Annotated in this window: 21 protein-coding genes and 1 rRNA gene; 7 read left to right on the forward strand and 15 right to left on the reverse strand. The window is 37.8% G+C overall.

The genetic code is table 11. The features are described 5' to 3' along the window. From BMX30_RS11965 to BMX30_RS11990, 6 genes are all read right to left on the reverse strand, one after another. A 16S ribosomal RNA gene (locus BMX30_RS11965) occupies positions 1 to 68 on the reverse strand; the annotation flags it as partial. Positions 69 to 856: 788 nt separating this feature from the next. Continuing rightward, positions 857 to 1,642 (reverse strand): YidC family membrane integrase SpoIIIJ, encoded by a 786-nt coding sequence (spoIIIJ, locus tag BMX30_RS11970; protein ID WP_090745652.1) that lies wholly within the window; start codon positions 1,640 to 1,642, stop codon positions 857 to 859. A 160-nt stretch (positions 1,643 to 1,802) separates the two neighbouring features. After that, the gene (locus tag BMX30_RS11975) at positions 1,803 to 2,207 is read right to left on the reverse strand and encodes a Spx/MgsR family RNA polymerase-binding regulatory protein (RefSeq protein WP_090745655.1); all 405 of its coding nucleotides are present in this window, start codon (positions 2,205 to 2,207) and stop codon (positions 1,803 to 1,805) included. Next, positions 2,204 to 2,845: a TetR/AcrR family transcriptional regulator gene (locus BMX30_RS11980; RefSeq protein WP_090745657.1), complete on the reverse strand. Its 642-nt coding sequence runs from the start codon at positions 2,843 to 2,845 to the stop codon at positions 2,204 to 2,206. Before BMX30_RS11980 ends, BMX30_RS11975 begins: the two co-directional genes overlap by 4 nt. A gap of 196 nt (positions 2,846 to 3,041) precedes the next feature. Beyond that, positions 3,042 to 3,872, reverse strand: a complete 831-nt coding sequence (locus tag BMX30_RS11985; protein WP_090745660.1) for an SDR family oxidoreductase — start codon at positions 3,870 to 3,872, stop codon at positions 3,042 to 3,044. Positions 3,873 to 4,369: 497 nt separating this feature from the next. Beyond that, positions 4,370 to 5,608, reverse strand: a complete 1,239-nt coding sequence (locus BMX30_RS11990; protein ID WP_090745663.1) for a cytochrome P450 — start codon at positions 5,606 to 5,608, stop codon at positions 4,370 to 4,372. 252 nt (positions 5,609 to 5,860) lie between these two features. Between BMX30_RS11990 and BMX30_RS11995 the strand changes: the two genes are divergently transcribed. After that, positions 5,861 to 6,412, forward strand: a complete 552-nt coding sequence (locus BMX30_RS11995) for a PadR family transcriptional regulator (protein WP_090745666.1) — start codon at positions 5,861 to 5,863, stop codon at positions 6,410 to 6,412. Between the two features lie 56 nt (positions 6,413 to 6,468). Here the strand turns inward: BMX30_RS11995 and BMX30_RS12000 are convergent, their stop codons facing one another. From BMX30_RS12000 to BMX30_RS12035, 7 genes are all read right to left on the reverse strand, one after another. After that, complete coding sequence (locus BMX30_RS12000) at positions 6,469 to 7,404, reverse strand: NADP-dependent oxidoreductase (RefSeq protein WP_090745669.1); 936 nt, start codon at positions 7,402 to 7,404, stop codon at positions 6,469 to 6,471. A 572-nt stretch (positions 7,405 to 7,976) separates the two neighbouring features. Continuing rightward, the gene (locus BMX30_RS12005; RefSeq protein ID WP_090745672.1) at positions 7,977 to 8,660 is read right to left on the reverse strand and encodes a DUF5694 domain-containing protein; all 684 of its coding nucleotides are present in this window, start codon (positions 8,658 to 8,660) and stop codon (positions 7,977 to 7,979) included. Between the two features lie 579 nt (positions 8,661 to 9,239). Beyond that, a complete protein-coding gene (locus BMX30_RS12015) occupies positions 9,240 to 9,599 on the reverse strand; it encodes a hypothetical protein (RefSeq protein WP_090745678.1) in 360 nt (119 codons plus the stop codon). A gap of 92 nt (positions 9,600 to 9,691) precedes the next feature. Then, a complete protein-coding gene (locus tag BMX30_RS12020; RefSeq protein WP_090745681.1) occupies positions 9,692 to 10,075 on the reverse strand; it encodes a hypothetical protein in 384 nt (127 codons plus the stop codon). Positions 10,076 to 10,614: 539 nt separating this feature from the next. Continuing rightward, on the reverse strand, positions 10,615 to 10,953 hold the full coding sequence (locus BMX30_RS12025; RefSeq protein ID WP_090745684.1) for a hypothetical protein: 339 nt from the start codon (positions 10,951 to 10,953) through the stop codon (positions 10,615 to 10,617). Positions 10,954 to 10,971: 18 nt separating this feature from the next. Further along, positions 10,972 to 11,226, reverse strand: a complete 255-nt coding sequence (locus BMX30_RS12030; protein ID WP_090745687.1) for a hypothetical protein — start codon at positions 11,224 to 11,226, stop codon at positions 10,972 to 10,974. Between the two features lie 29 nt (positions 11,227 to 11,255). Continuing rightward, complete coding sequence (locus tag BMX30_RS12035; protein WP_090745690.1) at positions 11,256 to 11,507, reverse strand: NUMOD4 domain-containing protein; 252 nt, start codon at positions 11,505 to 11,507, stop codon at positions 11,256 to 11,258. A gap of 227 nt (positions 11,508 to 11,734) precedes the next feature. On the opposite strand from BMX30_RS12035, the gene BMX30_RS12040 reads away from it, so the two are divergent. Both BMX30_RS12040 and mcrC read left to right on the forward strand, forming a co-directional pair. After that, the gene (locus BMX30_RS12040) at positions 11,735 to 13,882 is read left to right on the forward strand and encodes an AAA family ATPase (RefSeq protein WP_244532584.1); all 2,148 of its coding nucleotides are present in this window, start codon (positions 11,735 to 11,737) and stop codon (positions 13,880 to 13,882) included. After that, positions 13,875 to 14,915: a 5-methylcytosine-specific restriction endonuclease system specificity protein McrC gene (gene mcrC / locus BMX30_RS12045; protein ID WP_090745693.1), complete on the forward strand. Its 1,041-nt coding sequence runs from the start codon at positions 13,875 to 13,877 to the stop codon at positions 14,913 to 14,915. The genes BMX30_RS12040 and mcrC overlap by 8 nt, the downstream gene beginning before the upstream one ends. A gap of 160 nt (positions 14,916 to 15,075) precedes the next feature. On the opposite strand, the gene BMX30_RS12050 is transcribed toward mcrC, so the two are convergent. Beyond that, a complete protein-coding gene (locus BMX30_RS12050) occupies positions 15,076 to 15,567 on the reverse strand; it encodes a hypothetical protein (RefSeq protein ID WP_090745696.1) in 492 nt (163 codons plus the stop codon). A 371-nt stretch (positions 15,568 to 15,938) separates the two neighbouring features. Between BMX30_RS12050 and BMX30_RS12055 the strand changes: the two genes are divergently transcribed. After that, on the forward strand, positions 15,939 to 16,160 hold the full coding sequence (locus tag BMX30_RS12055; RefSeq protein ID WP_090745699.1) for a hypothetical protein: 222 nt from the start codon (positions 15,939 to 15,941) through the stop codon (positions 16,158 to 16,160). 145 nt (positions 16,161 to 16,305) lie between these two features. On the opposite strand, the gene dcm is transcribed toward BMX30_RS12055, so the two are convergent. Next, entirely contained in the window at positions 16,306 to 17,571 is a 1,266-nt protein-coding gene (gene dcm / locus BMX30_RS12060) for a DNA (cytosine-5-)-methyltransferase (protein WP_090745702.1), read from the reverse strand. 249 nt (positions 17,572 to 17,820) lie between these two features. On the opposite strand from dcm, the gene BMX30_RS12065 reads away from it, so the two are divergent. The 3 genes from BMX30_RS12065 (at position 17,821) to tnpC (ending at position 19,808) form a co-directional block, all read left to right on the forward strand. Next, the gene (locus BMX30_RS12065) at positions 17,821 to 18,015 is read left to right on the forward strand and encodes a hypothetical protein (RefSeq protein WP_090745705.1); all 195 of its coding nucleotides are present in this window, start codon (positions 17,821 to 17,823) and stop codon (positions 18,013 to 18,015) included. Beyond that, the gene (gene tnpB / locus BMX30_RS12070) at positions 18,012 to 18,365 is read left to right on the forward strand and encodes an IS66 family insertion sequence element accessory protein TnpB (RefSeq protein ID WP_090745708.1); all 354 of its coding nucleotides are present in this window, start codon (positions 18,012 to 18,014) and stop codon (positions 18,363 to 18,365) included. Before BMX30_RS12065 ends, tnpB begins: the two co-directional genes overlap by 4 nt. A 63-nt stretch (positions 18,366 to 18,428) precedes the next feature. Beyond that, positions 18,429 to 19,808 carry an IS66 family transposase gene (gene tnpC, locus BMX30_RS12075; protein ID WP_090745711.1) on the forward strand — a complete coding sequence of 460 codons (1,380 nt, stop codon included), beginning with the start codon at positions 18,429 to 18,431 and terminating at the stop codon, positions 19,806 to 19,808. The last annotated feature ends 27 nt before the right edge of the window (positions 19,809 to 19,835 follow it).

Consider the following 19,835-nt stretch of genomic DNA (forward strand, 5'->3'; position numbering starts at 1 on the left):
CGCTCGACTTGCATGTATTAGGCACGCCGCCAGCGTTCGTCCTGAGCCAGGATCAAACTCTCCAATAAAGTAAGAGTGATTAGCTCATAAAATAAAACGTTGGCTCATGTTCTCCTTATAATAGAAGAAACATGATAAATATTGTTTGTTGACGCTTGTTTGTTTAGTTTTCAAAGAACAATTACGTTAGCATCGCTCAGAAGCGACATTTATTAATATATCATATCCATCTTGTGAAATCAAGTATAATATTATTTTAATATAATTGATTTGATAAGACGTTGCTGTTATTAGCAGCGGATACTTAATATACAACATAATAATCGCCTCGTCAACACTTTATTAAAAAAGTAATTTTAAAGAGTTAATAATGGTTGTTATACCCATAAGAAAACACCCTATGCTCATCTGGCCAAGAAGAGAAATCTTATGTCGATAAAGTGTGGGCCTCGCAGGCCTCCTGAGCCCAAACAATTAATAGAAGAGTAATAGTCTTTACGTTAAAAAGACTTTTTCTATCCTTTTGTTCTGTTGAAGTTACTTTTAATCGGTATTTGTTGAACGTATTCCGCTTTATTCCCTTATTCTATAAAGCAGTACGAGCTACTTTTGTTCATAATACCAATATTTGTTGTTATCCTGCTAATACAGCCAAAACACAGGAATATTGGATAGAAAAAGTTCTGTTTCTTAATGCGAGGCCATTCTATAGATATTGTGTATTGATTAAATCGGTCCAAAAAACCTTATAAGTTCGTTTTGCTCGAAGTTCTGTCCGTTATAAGATATTCGGAATGCTAAGAGGCGAACAGTGACTTTATCCCTGTTCGCCTCAGCAGTTAGCTATTATACATTTTCACTTTGCTCCGCCCCTATTATCGATAGCTGTTGCTGAAACAGGCTGCTTTCTCAAGTCTGGCCCTTTGATAAAATACGTTTGCGCAATGGAGAAAATATTCCCAACAACCCAGTATAAGGATAATGCGGACGGGAGGGTTACGGCAAAAATAACAATCATAATTGGCATCATCCAGAGCATCATTTTCATTTGCGGGTTATCTGGCATTCCTATCATTGTAATTTTTTGTTGCAAGAACGTTGTTAAGCCTGCTAATAATGGCAATAGAAAGAGTGAATCTGGAGACCCTAAGTCAAACCATAGGAAGTTATGTCCTGCAATTTCCCTAGTACGGACAATCGCATGGTAAAATCCAATCAGAATCGGCATTTGTACAAAAATTGGCATACATCCTGCTAAGGGATTCACACCATGCTTTTGGAACAATGCCATTGTTTCTTGTTGTAGTTTTTGTTGGGTTTGTTGGTCTTTTGAACTATACTTTCCTTGTAATTCTTTTAATTCAGGCTGAATCACTTGCATCGCTTTCGAACTTTTGGTTTGTTTAATCATTAAAGGCAAAATAGCTAAACGAACTACAAGCGTAACGGCAATCAGCGATAGACCAAAACTTCCACCTAGCCAACCCGCCATTTTTACAATTAACCAAGAAAGCGGGTAGACGATGTATTCGTTCCAAAAGCCTTCACTTTCAGAGGTAATCGCCTGATCGTACTCCGTACACCCTGTTAATAAGGTCATTAGTAAAATCAAGCCGACTACTAATGTCATTCTATTTTTCAATTCCTGTTCCTCCTAACCTGTCCACACTTCAAATAATAATGATGCGATAGATCACTCTCTACGCTTGTTGATTAAAAATGATCAAAAAGCCGCCGAACCATAGCTAACGGCACCTAACTTGAGGATACGATAGAGAACTACAACAAAAGGGTTCCACCCATTAGCTTTCTATAGGTTGTTGCATTCTCCATTGCAACCACAGAAATTCACGAGTCTTTCTGGGAATGAACTGACGGATTTCCTCCTCATGGTAACCAACTTGAATTTTTCTCTCATCAACTATGATAGGGCTCCTTAATAACCTGGGCTCATCGTGAATCATTTCTAGCAATTCAAGTAATGGTAGTTCTTCAATATTTAAATTTAATGCTTTATAGGAGGCTGACCTCTTAGCGATAATGTCATCTGTTCCATCAATGGTCTTCCTTAAAAGATCTTGAAGTTCTATGACTGTTAAAGGGGCTTCCTTAAGATTTCGTTCTACGAAAGGGATTTTGTATTTTATCATCCATTGTCTTGCCTTCTTTGTTGATCTACATCCTAACCCATATATAGTAACTGTCATTCTTCATCCCCCTCTTTATAGCTTTGCTTGTAAATTCCTCGCTTTATTAAATTTATACTTTGTTCGAAGGATTCCATAGCCTCGTTATCCGTCAACCCCTTTGCTGTTTTTTCTATAAGGTTGTTAAAGGCGAGTGTAGAGATGATTTTGAAGATATGTATCAAGTCTGTCTCTTCACTGATGTTTAGGCGTTCTTTATTAATTAAACCTGTCACCTTCTCGAACTCTTCTTTCTTTTCTACATAGGCATCAAACATACTAGCAAAGGAGCTCTCCACTCTATATGTTGTATAAAGGATTGCATTTTTTATGAACTTCTTTTCTTCCTCATCAGATAATGAAGTTAAAAAATAACAGTACATTTCCATTAAGGCGTCAACTAAATCCCCATCATGCCTTTCTAATAAACCAATAAAATGAATTTTCATTTCCTTTAATTTCTCTTCTAATAAATAGAAATATAAATCATCTTTGTCTTCGAAATATTGATAAAAGCTCCCTCTTGATATCCCGGCCATTTTAATAATATTCGCGATAGAAGCTTCGAATACAGGGACCCTTATAAACTCGCTTTCTGCTGATTCAATCAATTTTTTCCTTTTGTCCACCGGCAAATTAAAAAATGTTTGGCTTGGCAAAACTTTCACCTCCAGTATTACAATGTGACAGCTTGTCACATTCCATCATTCATATTATATGACAAGCTGTCACATTGTCAATAATCATATAAAAATATTCATATAAATAGGTTGTCCTATCTCTCCATGGCAATCAAGAAACCGTGCGAAAACAACAAAAGACAACATCACGAATGATGCTGCCTTTTCTAAAAGCTTATTGAGGATTTTTCCCCTGTGCGGCTTGAATCTTTGTCATGTTCGCAACAGTACCACCGTCAACACGGATGTCAGTGCCTGTGATGTAAGATGCGTTATCACTGATTAAGAAGTCTACTACTGTTGCAATTTCCATTGCCTCGCCCTCACGTTGAAGCGGGGTATGATCAAGCAATACCTTCATTTGTTCCTGCTGTGCAGCTTCTTGTCGACCCATTGGCGTATTAATCGTACCCGGTGACACAGACACAATTCGAGATCCTTTTTGTCCCCAAGCCCAGGCCTGATCTTCAACGATTAATAGAACCCCCAATTTAGAAAGGCTATAAGCCGCTCCTGGATTTCCTTGGGACATCTGTTCCATCGTTTCAACTACATTTGCCGCTAATGGATTTTTTAATATTGGTGTATATGGCCCTTCCTTAGGTGCCATGTGGCCGCTCATCGATGAAATGCAAACCGCTACGGTCCCTGGTACTGCCAGTTTGATAAATTCATCCAACACAATCCCAGTACCAACTAAGTTCACTTCGGTAATCCGCTTTGAGCTAGACATGGTAGGAGACAAGCCAGCTGTGTGAATAATGGCTTTTAAGGTTCCTAATGACGCAGCTTTTTCTGCTAGACTTCTAACATTTTCCGCGTCAGTAATATCAACTATCTGGTAGTGTACATCTGTTATTCCTTTAGTTTCAAGCTCTTCCTTTGCTTGAACTAGCCGTTCTTCACTTACATCTGCTAAAAGGATGGTACCTTTTTTTCCTACTAACTCTGCCGTTGCTTTTCCCATTCCCCCTGAGCCGCCTGTAATGACATAAACATGATTCATTGATAATTCCCCCTTGAAAGTAGAAAACGATTACACTATTATCGTATGATAGAAAGAGTGTGAACACAAACGACATTTCTAGTATTCCTTCAACCGAAATAATTTACACTTGGTTTATGACGCTCTCTATTAAAATGCATTTACGTTTTGGAGCCTCTTTTTGTCCCCAAGCCAGGCCTGATCTTCAACGATTAATAGATCCCCAATTTCGTTTATTCCCAACACCTTTTCCCTGATCATCGGTTATAATATACTTAATTACAACAGAAATTAAAAAAGGACCGAACATGCCGAACATGTCCAGTCCAGCAATAGACGGTTCCCTTAAGGGGAACGGCTACTTGTGTAGGAATAATCCACCTGAGCCGCTAACTCAAGGGTGGATTATTTTTTATGGTTAAATGTATTTTTAACACAAACAGAAATTAAAAGATCCTCTTAAACACCAGAACAAAAAAAGAACACCAGTATAATCTGATGTTCCCTTTCTTCACCTTTCACTTATATACTTTCATTGGCAACGAGGTTAGCGACTGCCCCGTGGCAGAGCCAGTTAAATTTTGTTCTAATTCAAATCCTTTAATCGGTTCAATACGAGAAAACCTTTTTATAAAAGTTTCCAGAGCAATGTTCATTTCTAATCGAGCAAGAGGAGCGCCCAAACAGAAATGCGGACCACTTCCAAACGTCAAATGCTTTTTATTATTTTTCCGATGAATATCTATAGTGTAAGGATTTTCAAACATATCTCCATCCAGATTACATGCACTCATCCACGCAATCACGACATCGCCCTTTTTCAATGGAATACCCAGCAAATCATTGTCTTGTTTTACCGTCCGGTCCCGTCTAGAAGAATGGAAGCGATAACGGAGCATTTCTTCTACTGCGTTCGGCACCAATTCAAGGTTATTTCTAAGTTCACCATAGACAGACGGATCATCATAGAGCAATCCATAAAATGAATTTGCAAGCGCGTGGCTTGTTGTTTCAACACCCGCCCCTAGAAGTAACATAGTAACCTGTACAATTTCTTCATCGGTAAATCGTTCTCCATCTACTTCAGCGCGGATTAAATCGGAAATGATATCATCGGAAAGATTGGTCCTTTTTTGAACCACAATTGGATAAAGATATTCGAAATACTCTCTCGCCGCTTTTTCTTTTTCCCTCTCAATCTCTGCTAATCTGCTTTCATCATAAGGTTGGAAAAGAGTATCCACCCATTTTTTAAACTGATAGCGATCTTGAAGTGGCACACCAAATAAATCGGCAATGACAAAGCATGGCAATGGTCCAGCTAATGCTTCCACAATATTCACCGGTTCATCCACCTGAATTTCTTCTACCAAACCGGATGCAATCTCTTGAATCCGCGGTTCCCAGGTCTTCAAACTACGCGGCGTAAAAGCGGCCGACAGCAATGAGCGACTCTTACGATGACGCGGCGGATCCAAATTGGTCAAGTTCATTGGAGATTCTTCATTATCCGCGCTTTTTTTGTGATTATCGCCAACAAAAATCGCTGTTCTCGTACCTTCACTCGAAAAGTACTCATAATTGCTCAACACTTGTTTCACATGTTCGTATTTAAACACATTCCATGTATCTGTTGCTTCATGATAATACACAGGATGATTCTCTAACATATGTTTGTACCATTCAATCGGGAAAAATTCTTCCGCACGTGAGTGGAAGTTGGTGATTTCATTAATTGGGATGATTACTTTCGTCATAAACTATTTTGCCTCCTCCACCATTTAAATCTACAGCGTTCGCTTACTTTTCCACTTTACTCTAATCAGAGTGGATTTTATAGAGTATTTAGTATTGGGTAGACTCTCCTACATACAAGTAAAAGAAAAGTGTTATAGGCATTCATTCACCCGTATTCAACGGCTGTTTTTTTTATAAGGGAAAGAAAAGGCAGAAAGATTATGGTAAAATTTAATCATCTAAAGGATTGATGTTGGGAAGGAGATCTTCACTTGTCTTTATCATTATTTATACTTGGGAGTTTAGCCGAAGAAACGAGCCATCCATATAAATTAAAGAAAGCCTTACTCGATGCGCTACCCGTTCAAAATTTGAGTGAGGGGAAATTTTACTATAATTTCGAAGCCCTTCAGAAAAAAGGACTGATTGAACCAGTCGAAACGGTTCATAAAGAAAATCGCCCCAACAAAACATTGTACAAAATCACTGAAGCTGGGCGAGAATTTCTTGAAGAAGAAATCTACAGAAGTTTTAAAAAGGGGTCTAAAGTTGAAGATTTGTATATCTCCATTTATTTGGTTAAATATATTAACCCAGAAAAAGCAGCCATTTTCCTCGAAGATGCAATCAAACAAGAAAAACAGAAGTGGGCCCATTATCGAGAAATGAGGCAAAACGAAGAAATGCAAAAACAATTCGCTACCCTAGATGAAAACCAGCAAAGAGCCGTCGAATTTATTAGTGACCACGCCTTTAAACAGGCAGATGAAAATATCCGGTGGATGGAAAATCTATTCACGTTTTTGAAAGAAATCGGTAAATAGGGACAAGTAATCGTGTACTGAAAAGATCATCAAGGCAAGATACCTGTCCCTTCGTCCTATTTAACTTTTATAACAATCTTCCCTTTAGCATGATGTGTTTCACTTAATTCATGTGCTTCTTTTAACGATTCTACTGAGAAATCAAATACATGACCCACTTGAGGCTTAAGGGTTCCTTTCTCAAGTAGTTCTCCTATTTCACTAAGCTGTTTGCCATTTGGCGTTAACCAATAGGAGCTTGCTGTTACTTGATGCTTTTCTGCTAATGCTGGATCAGGTTGTCCGGCAATCGTTACTAGTCTGCCACCTGGTTTTAATACTTGGAAGCTTTTATTTAAAATGTCGCCGCCCATAGTATCAATGACCACATCATAATCACTTAATTCATCTTCAAACTGTTGTGTGCGGTAATTAATGAATTGATCTGCACCTAGCTCTTTTACATAGGCTTCATTTTTATCACTCGCTGTTGTCGCCACATAGGCACCTAAATGTTTTGCCATTTGGATTGCCAAACTTCCTACACCGCCTGCTCCTGCATGAATAAGTACTTTATCACCCTGCTTGACTTTTGTATTATCCACAAGACACTGCCAAGCGGTTAAACCTGCTAATGGAATGGAGGCAGCTTCTTCGAATGTCAGGTTACTAGGCTTTTTCGCAAGTAAATCCTCATCGACAGTCGTAAATTCCGCATAAGTCCCTTCATTTGTAGTATCCGGTCGCGCAAATACTTCATCCCCGACCTTAAAGTTCTTCACTTCACTACCAACTTCAACGATCTTCCCAGCAACATCCCAGCCAAGGATAATCGGAAATGACCAATCAAGCATCTGTTTCAAATAACCCGCACGAAGCTTCCAATCAATCGGATTAATAGAAGTTGCATAAACCTCAACAAGAACTTGGTTTGCTTTTATTTCTGGTTTCGGTAGCTCCTGCTCCACTAACACATCTTTACTACCATATTCATTGATGATAACTGCACGCATGTATAGCACTTCCTTTTACGAAATATATTTGCAAGCTCTATTATTAGTTTCTATCTAAGATGTCATTCCTTCTCATCAGAGCATGATAAAAATCTAACAAAAGATATTCCCTTCCATGTATCGATTTGATACAAAATATATCTTAGCTTCTTATAGTTTGAAATCAAAATAAAATGCTTAGAAGGTGTTGAATGCTGGAAACCAATCAGCGATAAAAATCTCCTCGAACGATACCGCATGGATTCCTTTTCTTTCGCAAAGATACAATCTGGAAGGCATAGAATCTCATAAAAAAAATTAAAACAAACCACTCATTGAGATATAAAACCGGTGCGGTTGAAACTACAACTCTACATGCTAAATAGAACAAAATAAACGATCAGATTCTAGCCTGATCCTTTTTGGTCTGGAAGAACAGGTTTCTTTATTTCTGTATCATATTTCACCTCTGTACTATTCATACTGGCACTGTTCGCTAAATGGTGGTATTTATTATTGAACTAATACCTCTAGTCAAAAGCGTTCCTGCTTTTTCCAGAAACGGTACCCGTTTGTTGAAAAAGACAAAAAGGCTATTCACTTGCAAAAGGATTGATTACCTTCCACCCATTTCCTTCAAATAACTTTCTTAGCATCCATAGATGGTCACTTCCAATTATGAGCAGTGTGCGGTCATTAGAACTACTCGTTTCAACAATATTTTTAAAAATCATCAATACTCTTTCCAACCATTTGTTTAAAAAGTCAAAACCAATCATTTTTTCTTTGTTATCAGTCACAGTAACAAAAGATAAGTACATTCTCTCAAGTTCTTTAGTAGCTTCTTTGTCGTTTGATTTTCTAAATGAATTAACCAATGGCGTGTTAAGACTAATATCAGGAGCATTTTCACTAATAACCTTCATTGTATTTAGTAATTCAGGATACGAACTTTGAATTGAGGCATTAAGTTCCGTCATATCTTCTTGAGAAATTTTCCCTGACCAATTGACTGCATATATTTTCTCGTGATTTAACTTTTTGGCTAACCTAAATCCAATTTGTTGAATTTCATCAATTGAATAATCTCCATTTGAGTTTTTGTATTCTATATTTAGGTCTTTATCTTTTGATTTTTCCCATTCCACAGCAACTTTAGTTGGCTTGTAATGAGCTAAATAATCAACTAACTCTATCACTTCCTTTTCTTTTTTTTCTATTAGTTCTTCGTCCTCTTCAAAATGATAAGTTCCGACAAGTATTATTTCTTTTTCCAAGTAACTTCCCCCTATTACTTTGTTCCACCTAACCTGCCCTATTGTTGAAGCCTTTTATTTCCGGTAAAGTTTAATTAAGTTATAAAGTATAAAAATGCTCAATCCCAACACTAATACAATCCTAAAGAAGTAATTATCAAATATTAAACTTATAGATATAGCCTGAATAAAGATTAAAATACCTGTTATGAATTTAACTACATCTTTAGAAAACCTAGGCTCTTTATACTTCTCCCCACTTTCGTTCGGATGAAAATAAACCCAAATTAAAGCTACAAGTAATGGAATAGAAAGAAAAGTATAAAAAAACTTTTCAACCAATGTACCACTCCTAACTATATTGTTATTTCAGTTAAAGGTTTGTGTTTAAAATACGTTTTAATATTTTTTGTGTTTCATAGTTTTTATTTTTTGGCGAACAGTGCCTGGCACTGTTCGCTAAGCAGTAAATTGCTATGTTTGAAGTAAAACTAAAAATCTAGCTAGGATTGAGTTGACTACCATTATTGATCTACTAGCTCTGGTGAAAAAGCGTTCCTGCTTGTTCCAGAAACACTACCCTTTAGTTCAATACTTTTTTTACTGATTTGGGTTATTCTCCTTTAAAAAATTTATCAATTCTTCCTCGCTGTAGGTTTTATACACAACTTCCTTAGTATCAAAAACAACATATGCTGGAGATATCTCTAATTCTAAGAACTTGTATTCACCATTTGTGTCTTCCAATGAGGTTCGACCGTGAATCGTCTTAACATTAGTTATTTCATTCTCTTCTTCCCATTTGTTATAATCTGTTATTTCTGTTTCCCTTACCATTAATAATGAGTACTTGTTTTTATCAGCAGAAAACAAAGGATGAATCGGTTCAGGTTCAGGAATACTCGAACAACCTATTAACAACGCACCGATAACAAACCACATAGCTATTATTTTTTTCATAACATTACCACCCTTTAAAGTGTTAAGCATAATTACTCCAATTCAAGAAAAGCACCGTTTATTCAACAAGTAGTGTTCCCCTCTATTAATCGCTATTCCAATCCTTCTTCAAATTTACTGAATGCCTTTCCATCAATAAATTTTACTCCAATCAAATCTGTTCCAAATTGGTGTCTTCTGTTATAACGCCACCAATGTGCTTCTAATTCCGAACTATCATCTTTATCTATTATCTCTGACTCAAATTGTGGTGAAATATCGCCCATCAAATCCAAAACTTCCTCGTAAGTCGTTCCGCCTTCTCCAGTTTCCGGATCCCCAATTTTAATTTTCTCAAAATTATCTAAGTTAACATTCTCATTTAATAATAATTGCTCATTAGTCTCCTCAACACTACCTGTTTGACATCCCATCAAAAACATACTAACAACAAAAAACAGTAAAATTAAATATTGCTTCTTCGGACTTTCTAACATTTTTCTACCTCCTAAGAGAACCAGAACACTCATCACATTACGTAATCAAGCATCTGGGGTTCAAAAGAATTGGGTACAACAATCCCTTTCCTGTTTGCATAGTATTGAAAAAGCTGTCTTTACGATAGCCAGGGCACTCTAATTTTTGCTCGTTAGCACACAATAAGAGTCATTATTTCTTATTCTCGTTATCAAGAACTTTTTTTAAAAGACTTTTAATCTCTTCATTTTGTTTAGTAATTTGGAGTAAATCCTTTGATATTAGTGGTAAATAGTACATTAAGACTACACCAATGGCCAAAAAAAATAGTACAGAAACAAATTGCAATTAGCTCATCCCTCCCTCAAAATTGCCTAAAATAAAATATAACTATAGAAGAACCTTTTATTTCCGTTGAAGTTTGATTAAGTTGTAAAGTATAAAAATGATCAATCCCGAAACTAATACGATCCGAGTGATACTATGTATCCTTCATTCCTGTCGATTTTCAGTTCTGTTCCTATACCGCCCTGGTGTGCGCAAACCCAATCGTCAGACACTACATAACTTTGTGTTTCGATGCTTCATGAATTAAACCAAAAATATAGGCTGTGTTCTGAGACTTCCTTGATACTTCATGTCGGATGCCCGTTTCACCTTTTAGCCATCGATCGTAGTAGCTATGTACAAACTCAAAATCTTTGAAACTAATTTTTCGTTCATTAGAAAGTTTGACACTAGGGGAATGACCACTAGCATTACGGATGATCAAAGAATCCCCTTGCGCCCTAACCTGAAACCATAAAGGAATGCTTTTATTTTGTGGTACTGTGTGGATCTCGAAATCTGATTGTTTTGCCAGATTCAAAAGTTTATTCCATAGAATAGATGCTTTCATATTACTACTCCCCTTCATTTAGATATCTATTACACTTTTATGTGAGAAAAGACGGTACTTACCAGGAGAAACTCGCTCCAAAATACGGTATTCATCGCCTACAGTAGAGGAGGAGTTCCCACCAAGCGACACAGGGACCATATCAGCTAATGCAGTCCCCCTATCTTTCCATGTATTTGGATAATGGAAGTGAATCCAATCATTCACCTCTTTAATCGTTCCCTCACCGCCCAAATCTTCTAACGCTAAAATAATCGCTTGATAGTGATTCATACGTATCAACACCTTTCAGTCAATATACTTTATTTATATTTAACTGTACGAGCCCCTTTAAACTCATTTTCATCCAACTGAGGAAACGATTGTTTCCATAGTTCATAAACATTATGGTTGGTTGCCACACCATTTTTTGATAGCTTTACAATATGGAAACCATATTCATCTCCACATCTTTTCATCGATCGTCTCCGTTTGAGAGAGATGATTTTTCCTGAACTAGTAATCTCATAAAATGTTTCGTAACCCTGAATAGGTTTCCTCACTTCTTCACTCATCTATTTTTCCTCCTATAAACCAAACCAAGATATTTATAGGTAAATTGTATCATTTCTGGTATAAACAGGTGAACGTTAATCCAGTTTATTTGGGAAATTCTTACCTTTTACGAAGAAAGAAATGAACCCCCTCCAAAAGATCGATTCATTCGCTCATGTCTGCTAAAATGGTAGTATTTAGGAACAAGTGGTTATACATACGTTTAAAGGAGTTGCAAACAGAAGCAATGAGCGATACTTACTTAAAATCAGATTTCCAAAAATGGATGGGTCGACAGAAAAAATCAAATGGTGAACCTTATAAATCAGGTACCATCAATTCCTATGCCACCGCACTGAAAAACGCCACGGCAAAATTGGAAACAGACACCATCACAGAAACAGACTTATTTTCCCTTACCTCTGTAGCTGAATTCCGTGAAGTTTATGAGCATATTTTATCTGCTCCCAATTTTCACGAAGTAGATTTAGCTGCAGGGAAAAAGGCTTACTCAAATGCGTTGATCTTATATGAAAGATTTTTAAAAGAATATGAAGAACCTTCTTGCTGGATTTTCCAAGGAAACCCTAAATATTACGATGTATTGGGTGCGGTGTCGAACCTCTCTACGATTACTTGGGCTGTTAACCAGTTTAAGAAACAGATTAAAAAAGGCGACAAAGCGTATATATGGGTATCTGGTGCAGATGCTGGAATCGTTGCTTCTGGTAAAATTCTCACTGACCCAGAAATAACAGAACCAGATCCTAATGATCCTTATACGCGTGACGCTGCGTTAAACAGCGGACCTTATTTGGCTGTTGAGATTCAGCTGGAGCGGAAGTTTACAGAATCTGTTGTAAAAAGAACGACATTACTAGCTGATGAGCGGACAAAACGAATGGAGATCCTCACCTACCCTGGAGCAACCAATTTTCGAGTCACGAAACAAGAAGATGAAGTCATTGAAAACATCTTAAGGAATGAATACGAACAAATCCCGGTCGCTGAAACACCGCAACCATCCTCAACACCTGTGACTAAGGAGAAGAAACGATATTGGATGTATGCCCCTGGGGAAGGTTCGAAGTATTGGGAAGAATTCTATGAAAAAGGAATCATGGGCATTGGCTGGGGCAACCTTGGTGACCTCAGCCAATACCCATCCAAAGAAGCAATGAAGACAAAAATGAAAGAAGTCTACGGCGAAGAATACTCCTATAAAAATGCAGGCCATGCCACGTGGCAGTTCGCGAACGAAATTAAAGTGGGCGATGTCATTTTTGTGAAAAAGGGAGTTAAAAAAATCATTGGTCGTGGTATTGTCACTTCCGACTACCAATACGATGAGACTAGAAACGAATATAAACATATCCGCCTCGTTCACTGGACTCATAAAGGCGAATATGATCATGAAGGACAAATTGTCTTGAAGACCCTGACAGATATTACCCCTTATACCGATTACTATAAAAAACTGGAAGATCTATTTGCAGAGGAATCTGGCGAAGAACTGATTCCAGAAGACGATACAACAAAATACGATAGCTACACATCAGAAGACTTTTTATCTGAAGTGTATATGAATGAAGACAAATACAACAAATTGAAAAACCTTTTGATGAAAAAGAAGAATCTCATTTTATTAGGAGCTCCTGGCGTGGGCAAAACGTTTGCCGCCGAACGTCTTGCGTATTCCATCATGGGGGAAAAGGATACAAGTCGTGTGATGATGGTTCAATTCCACCAAAGCTATAGCTATGAAGATTTCATCATGGGATACCGCCCGAACGAAAAAGGGTTTTCTTTATCAAAAGGTCCTTTTTATCAATTCTGTAAAGACGCAGAACCAGATGACCGTCCCTACTTTTTTATCATTGATGAAATCAATCGTGGCAACTTGAGCAAGATTTTTGGTGAACTACTTATGTTGATTGAAAATGACAAACGAGGCAAAGATTTACGTCTGCTTTATGCAGATGAACAATTCTCCGTCCCTGAGAATGTCTATATCATTGGAATGATGAATACCGCAGACCGCAGCCTTGCGATGATGGATTATGCCCTTCGGCGCCGGTTTGCCTTCTATGAATTTGAGCCAGCGTTCCATACTGACGGCTTTAAAAGCTATCAGGCAGGACTGGATAATGCGAAGTTTGATCGCTTAATCGATACCGTCGCGCAGTTAAATACCTCCATTACGGATGACCCTTCCCTAGGAAGTGGGTTCCGCATAGGACACAGTTATTTCGCAACAAATGAACCTGTGGATGATGAATGGTTAGCTGATCTCGTGGAGTATGAACTTGTCCCCCTTATTAATGAATACTGGTTTGATGAACCCTCCAAAATCGAGCATTGGAGCAAGAAACTCCGTGGGGCCATTCATGATTAACATCAAAAACATCTACTATATGCTCTCCTATGCGTATCAAAGCTTAAACGAAGGAAGCTATAAAAAGATCCAGGCCGAAGAGTTTGACCATCTCCACGATTTAATGGCAGCCATCCTCATCCAGGGGTCGAGAAGTCAAATCAAACGAGGACTTCATCGAGATTATCTGAGCCAAGAAGAAGTCACGAGTAGTTTACGAGGGAAAATCGATGTAACTTCCTCCGTCAAACAAAACACCCTAGTTCAGCGGAGAATGGTTTGCCGATTTGATCAGTTTTCAGAAGATACACTTTTTAATCAAATTTTAAAAACAACAATGCTACTGCTGATCCGCTGTGGCGATGTGAAAGCTGAAAATCGAAAAGAACTACGGAAACTAACGCTTTTCTTAAGGAATGTCGATACACTGAATCCATACACTATTCAATGGAGTTCCCTACTCTATCACCGCAACAATTCAACCTATAAAATGTTAATGAACATCTGCGAATTGGTCATTAAGGGACTATTGATAACAACCGACACTGGTGACTATAAAATGAAGCAATATCTAGATGACCAACAAATGCATCGTTTATATGAGAAATTCTTACTGGGATATTTCAAAAAAGAGTATCCGCAATACTCCCCTAGCGCCTCCTATATTGATTGGGATGTGGACAACGGATTCAGCGAGTTTCTTCCTGCGATGAAAACGGATATTACCCTAACCTATGGACAAAGAACCTTAATCATTGACGCCAAATATTACGGCAATACCATGCAGACCAACACGATGTTCAACACAAAATCAATCAATTCTGCGAACCTCTACCAGATGTTCACTTATGTGAAAAACAAGGATTGGAACTCAAGCGGAATGGTCAGCGGTGCGATTCTATATGCCAAAACAGATGAAGAGATTACACCCGACAACGAGTATCAGATTAGCGGGAACAGATTTATCGTCAAAACACTGGATCTCGGGAAAGATTGGGCGGGGATTGTGAGGCAGTTGGATGGGATTGCTGAGGTTGTGGAAGGGATTAAGTAATGCATAATGAAGAACCTCCTTTATCTGAGTAAAAGGAGGTTCTCTTTTAAATAACTTCATTTCTCTTGATAAACCTTCTAGCCCTTTAAAAGCGGGACGGTTTTCTAAACCATTCAGTAGAAATTGTTTAGGATACATTGGTTAAATTGGACACGCCTCGTCACGCACCCAAACCCTCCACCCACCTAATAAATTTTGTTTTATTTCTTTCATACCAGTCATTACAGATTAAATACCGTTGCCCATGAATGGTAATCACCTCTGCCCAATATCGAGGATAACCATTTACGTTTTTTTGTTCGTAAAGGGGCTGAGTCAGCGTTACCTTTTTTAAGAGCGGGTAATTTATATCAAATGTATACTTACAATATTTCTCATCTTCTAGTTCTTGGACTTTTTCCAGGGTGAGCAAATGAGCTTCTACTATTTCCTTCATCGTTGTCCTGACTAACATACCTATTTTGCTTGTTGTGTTGATTTGGATCGGTCCTAATGTTTTTATTGGTTGGCTATCAGGTTGGTTTCCTACTATGTTTCTTTCATATTCTTTTATCCATTTTTTCATATACTTTAATTTTTGAACTGAAGACAATCCGCTAACCTCTTCTTCTAATATGGCCATAAACCTAGTTTTAAACGTTCTTTTATCCATCTTGTGTATACTCCTATCTCACTCGAATCCACTAATAGTCGATACCTAATATTCAACTCCCATTAAACTATACGCAGCTTTTTGTGCATATTCTTCAAATTTCAGTTGGTATAACATTGAGATGGAACTTCTCCCTCTTAAATTTCTTGGTAAAGTTATTGCCCCTTGAGGCTTGACCATCACTATTCTCCCAACCTATTATTCTCTTAATAGTTAAATTGTACCATTTATGATAATGAGAAAGAAAGATCAAGAGGAAGTTAACCACTAAGTGATTACCGTTAATAATGGATCTAGTCTTTTAAAACAACTGTGCCAATATGATATCATCAAAAATATAAATGTATTTTCAATTTATGGGGTGGTTAATAGTGAGTAATCTAGAGAAAACATACATCGTCTTTGATTTACAAGATATCAATGATAAGTATCAAATGACACTCAGAGAAGTGAAAACCTTTCTTTACAGAATGTGGGAAGAACTAGAAGAGAATGACCCGTTTATTGAAGCTATAAGCGGTGCTGACGTAAGCGAGGTTAAAAGCATGCTGCTGGGGTGCGATTACATGCTGGTTGAAGATGAACAAACATAAAACCTTTCATTTAGAATAGAGCAGCAGGCTTATCAAGTAGAATAAGCTATTCCCCTTATCATCCAATGTAAAAAGTCCCTGACCAGTTATAGGACGAGGACTTTACTGTAGATTAGAGATTAGGGAAATCTATGAAGTAAATATCTTAACTCCCCCTTAAATCGTGAAGAGTTGAACAAGTTTGTTTAATATTTACCCAGTCCAAATCTATTTGGTCGATCTCATTTAGTCTTTGTCCAATCCGTTTAATTATTCCGGTTACTAATGCATTTCCCATACAGAAATATCTCATTCGATCAGGCATCCCTGCTGTCCAGTTATCTGGAAAGCCATTTAATCGTTCACATTCAACAGGAGTTAAAAACCGTAATCGGTTCTTATCCGGATCTAAAACTACATGACTACTACGGTTAATTGAGCCCTCACTCGTCAGCATGGTCCTACCAGGTTTGTCCAAATCATCCGGAAAGGTGACCTTTCCCTCCGTGTATATATATTTATGACCAATTTTAGACACCCGCTCTATTCTTTTTGATCCCTTTAAATACTTAAACCTTTGAATTTCACTTTCTATTAAAAAATACTTTTCTTCAACGTTAGTTTGGATTATTTCCCTTAATACTTGTGGCTTCTCAATTATTGGTACGAGTTCTTCAGTATACACGACCCCTTCTTTCATAATCCCAGAATTCAAATATTTCACCGAAAACTCACTTTGAATGTCTAGTATATTTTCTGGTAACTTAAAAGTGTCTGAACTATGTTTTACCTGAGCCTCAACATGAACAGGGAAAATAGGAGCGAAGAAGCCTGCTTTCCTTAATGTTTGTGACTCCCCAATCCCTAATTTTTCCTTTACAAAGTGAATATCATTCCGAAACGCAATAAGAAAGATTCTTCGCCGCCTTTGAGCTTGTCCATATTCTGCTGCATTAATTACTCTCCATTCTACCGAATAGCCTAAATCACGAAAACTTGCTAAAATAATCGAAAAATCTCTTCCACGCTGCTTAGCTGGAGATTTTAGTAGCCGATCCACATTTTCAAAAATCATGTATTTCGGTTTAATCGCTTTCGCTAATCTAATAATCTCCCAAAAGAGTACTCCTTTTCTTCCTTGTATACCACTTTCACCTGACAAAGTACGGGCTACTGAGTAATCTTGACAAGGAAAGCCGCCAACTATTAAATCAATAGCCATATCTCTGAAGACTCTCTCATCCACTTTATTGATATCTTCATTAGAATGGGTGCCTTTACCGCTAAAATGCACCGAATAACAAAGGAAGGCATGTTGGGATTTTTTCGATGGTTCCCATTGATTTCCCCAAACTATTTCAACCCTATTAGTTCGTTCTAACCCAATTCTAAACCCTCCTACGCCCGCAAACAATTCTATTGCCCTTATCATTTTATCCCACCTTTCAATTCCTATATAGGAAGAAAGGTGGGAATCGGTCATGGTGAGCTTAGCAAATATCCTCATAAAGAAAAAAGCCTTAGAACAGAATGTACGTTCTAAGGCTTTTTTATATTATTTATTTTAAGGAAAAATAGTTGGAAATTTGCATGCATAGTAAGCCCGTAATCAAATAACGCATATAAACGAGTAGGCACCTCCGGTACGATAGACGTATCACTTAAAGGAGGTGCTATTCTTATGCCAACCACAAAATTAACCATTGTTCCCGTGACATTAGATCCTATCCACGACACCCTTCCATCTGTTGTACCGCAGTCTCAAAGCGATTTCCCCAACTGCATGATTAAAGCAGCTGGTATTGAAATTTCCTTCTTCAATGGCGTAGATGATCGCATCATTCAAGTCATCATGAGGGAGTTGAACAATCGATGAAACAGGATTTTACGAGTGTTAAAAATATTTATATTATCTGTGGTAAAACGGATATGCGTAAAGGAATTGACGGCCTCGCAACGCTTATTCAAGATTCATTTGAATTAGATCCATACAGCGATTCAATATTTCTGTTTTCTGGCTGGAGCAAGGATCGTTATAAATGTTTGTACTTCGATGGTGATGGCTTCGCCATGCTTTATAAACGATTAGATAACGGCAAGCTTCAATGGCCGAGAGACGAAAATGAAGTGCGAAATCTTTCACAGCAAGAGCTTCGTTGGCTATTAGAAGGACTATCGCTTCAGCAGCCAAAGGCAATTGCGAAATCTGCAAAAGGTGTCTTTTAAACGCTCCATTCCGAATGGTATAATGATCCATAGATAAAACTGTACGGAAATGTGGTGAACGATTTGACAGGTGTTAATTCAAAGCAAGAAGAACAAAACGAACGTATCATACGATTACTAGAGCAACAACTAGCCCAGTCAAATCGACAAATAGAAGCATTGACTGAACAAGTACGCCAATTAACCAAAGCTTTATATGGTTCTAAATCAGAAAAATCAAAGTATCAAGCACCAGACGGTCAAGGATCTTTATTTGAAGACGATCCGTCTTTTAGCGATTCTGAGCAGACAGAAGAACAAAGCACGGAAACCATCAGCTATACCGTTATCCGTAAAATAGCGAAGAAAAAGAGAAACGATTCATTTAGCAATAATATTGAAATAGAAGAAATTCATCATCATCCAGCTAATACACAATGTGAATGTTGTCTCCATCAAATGACAGAGGTAGGGAAAACAGTAATACGAGAAGAGGCAAAATTCATTCCAGCTACAATGAAGCGAGTGCAACATATCGAGCATGCCTATGAGTGCAAGGCATGCAAAAAAGATACCACTCAAAAAGCACAAATTAAGCGAGGGAAAGCTCCACAAGCTGCCATTCAGCGTAGTATTGCAGGACCAACTGTTTTGGCAAAGCTTATCTACGATAAGTTTATTCAGTACTTGCCTCTTTACCGTCAGGTGAAAGAGTGGGAACGATATGGTCTACTTACAAATGATAAGAACCTATCTAACTGGGTTATTCGCGCTGCCGAAGATTGGCTTCAACCAATTTATGATTTGATGAAACAATTATTAACAGCCAAATCAGTGCTCCATGTGGACGAAACCTATGCACAAATTATTAAACGTTCCGACGGGAAATCCGGGCAATCGAACGCTTATAATTGGGTTTGTCGTAGCGTACCAAGCCAAGGCCCTATTATTGTCGTTTTCAAAAGTGCCTTATCTAGAAGTCGAGCTGTATTAGAAGATTTGATAGCCGGGTTCAAAGGAACTGTGATTTGCGATGGTTATTCAGCTTACGGTCATTTACCTGACGTAAAGTTCGCCAACTGCTGGGCGCACACGAGGCGTTATTGGCTAAAGGCTGATAGTAAAAACGGGCGAATAGGCGTCGATTACTGCGACAGGTTATATCAGATTGAGCGTAAAATTAAACACCTTTCATCAGAAGAACGCCAACAAATGAGACAAAAAGAATCGAAGCCCATCGTAGATGAATTCTTCGCTTGGATTGATCGCTCACCGTTCTTCGGTAAAAATGCATTGGCGAAAGCAGCCGAATATACATTGAGCCGAGCTGATGGATTAAAAGCATTTCTTGATGATGGGCATTTAGAAATCGATAATAATCCCGCTGAAAATGCGATTCGTCCGAATGTGATTGGTCGCAATTATGTTCAGTTACAAATTATGCTTAGTCTCCTCCTCTTCTAACTAGATAATGCAACAGCCAAAAAACCT

This window comes from Mesobacillus persicus, assembly GCF_900109925.1.
Taxonomy (GTDB): Bacteria; Bacillota; Bacilli; order Bacillales; family Cytobacillaceae; genus Mesobacillus_B; species Mesobacillus_B persicus.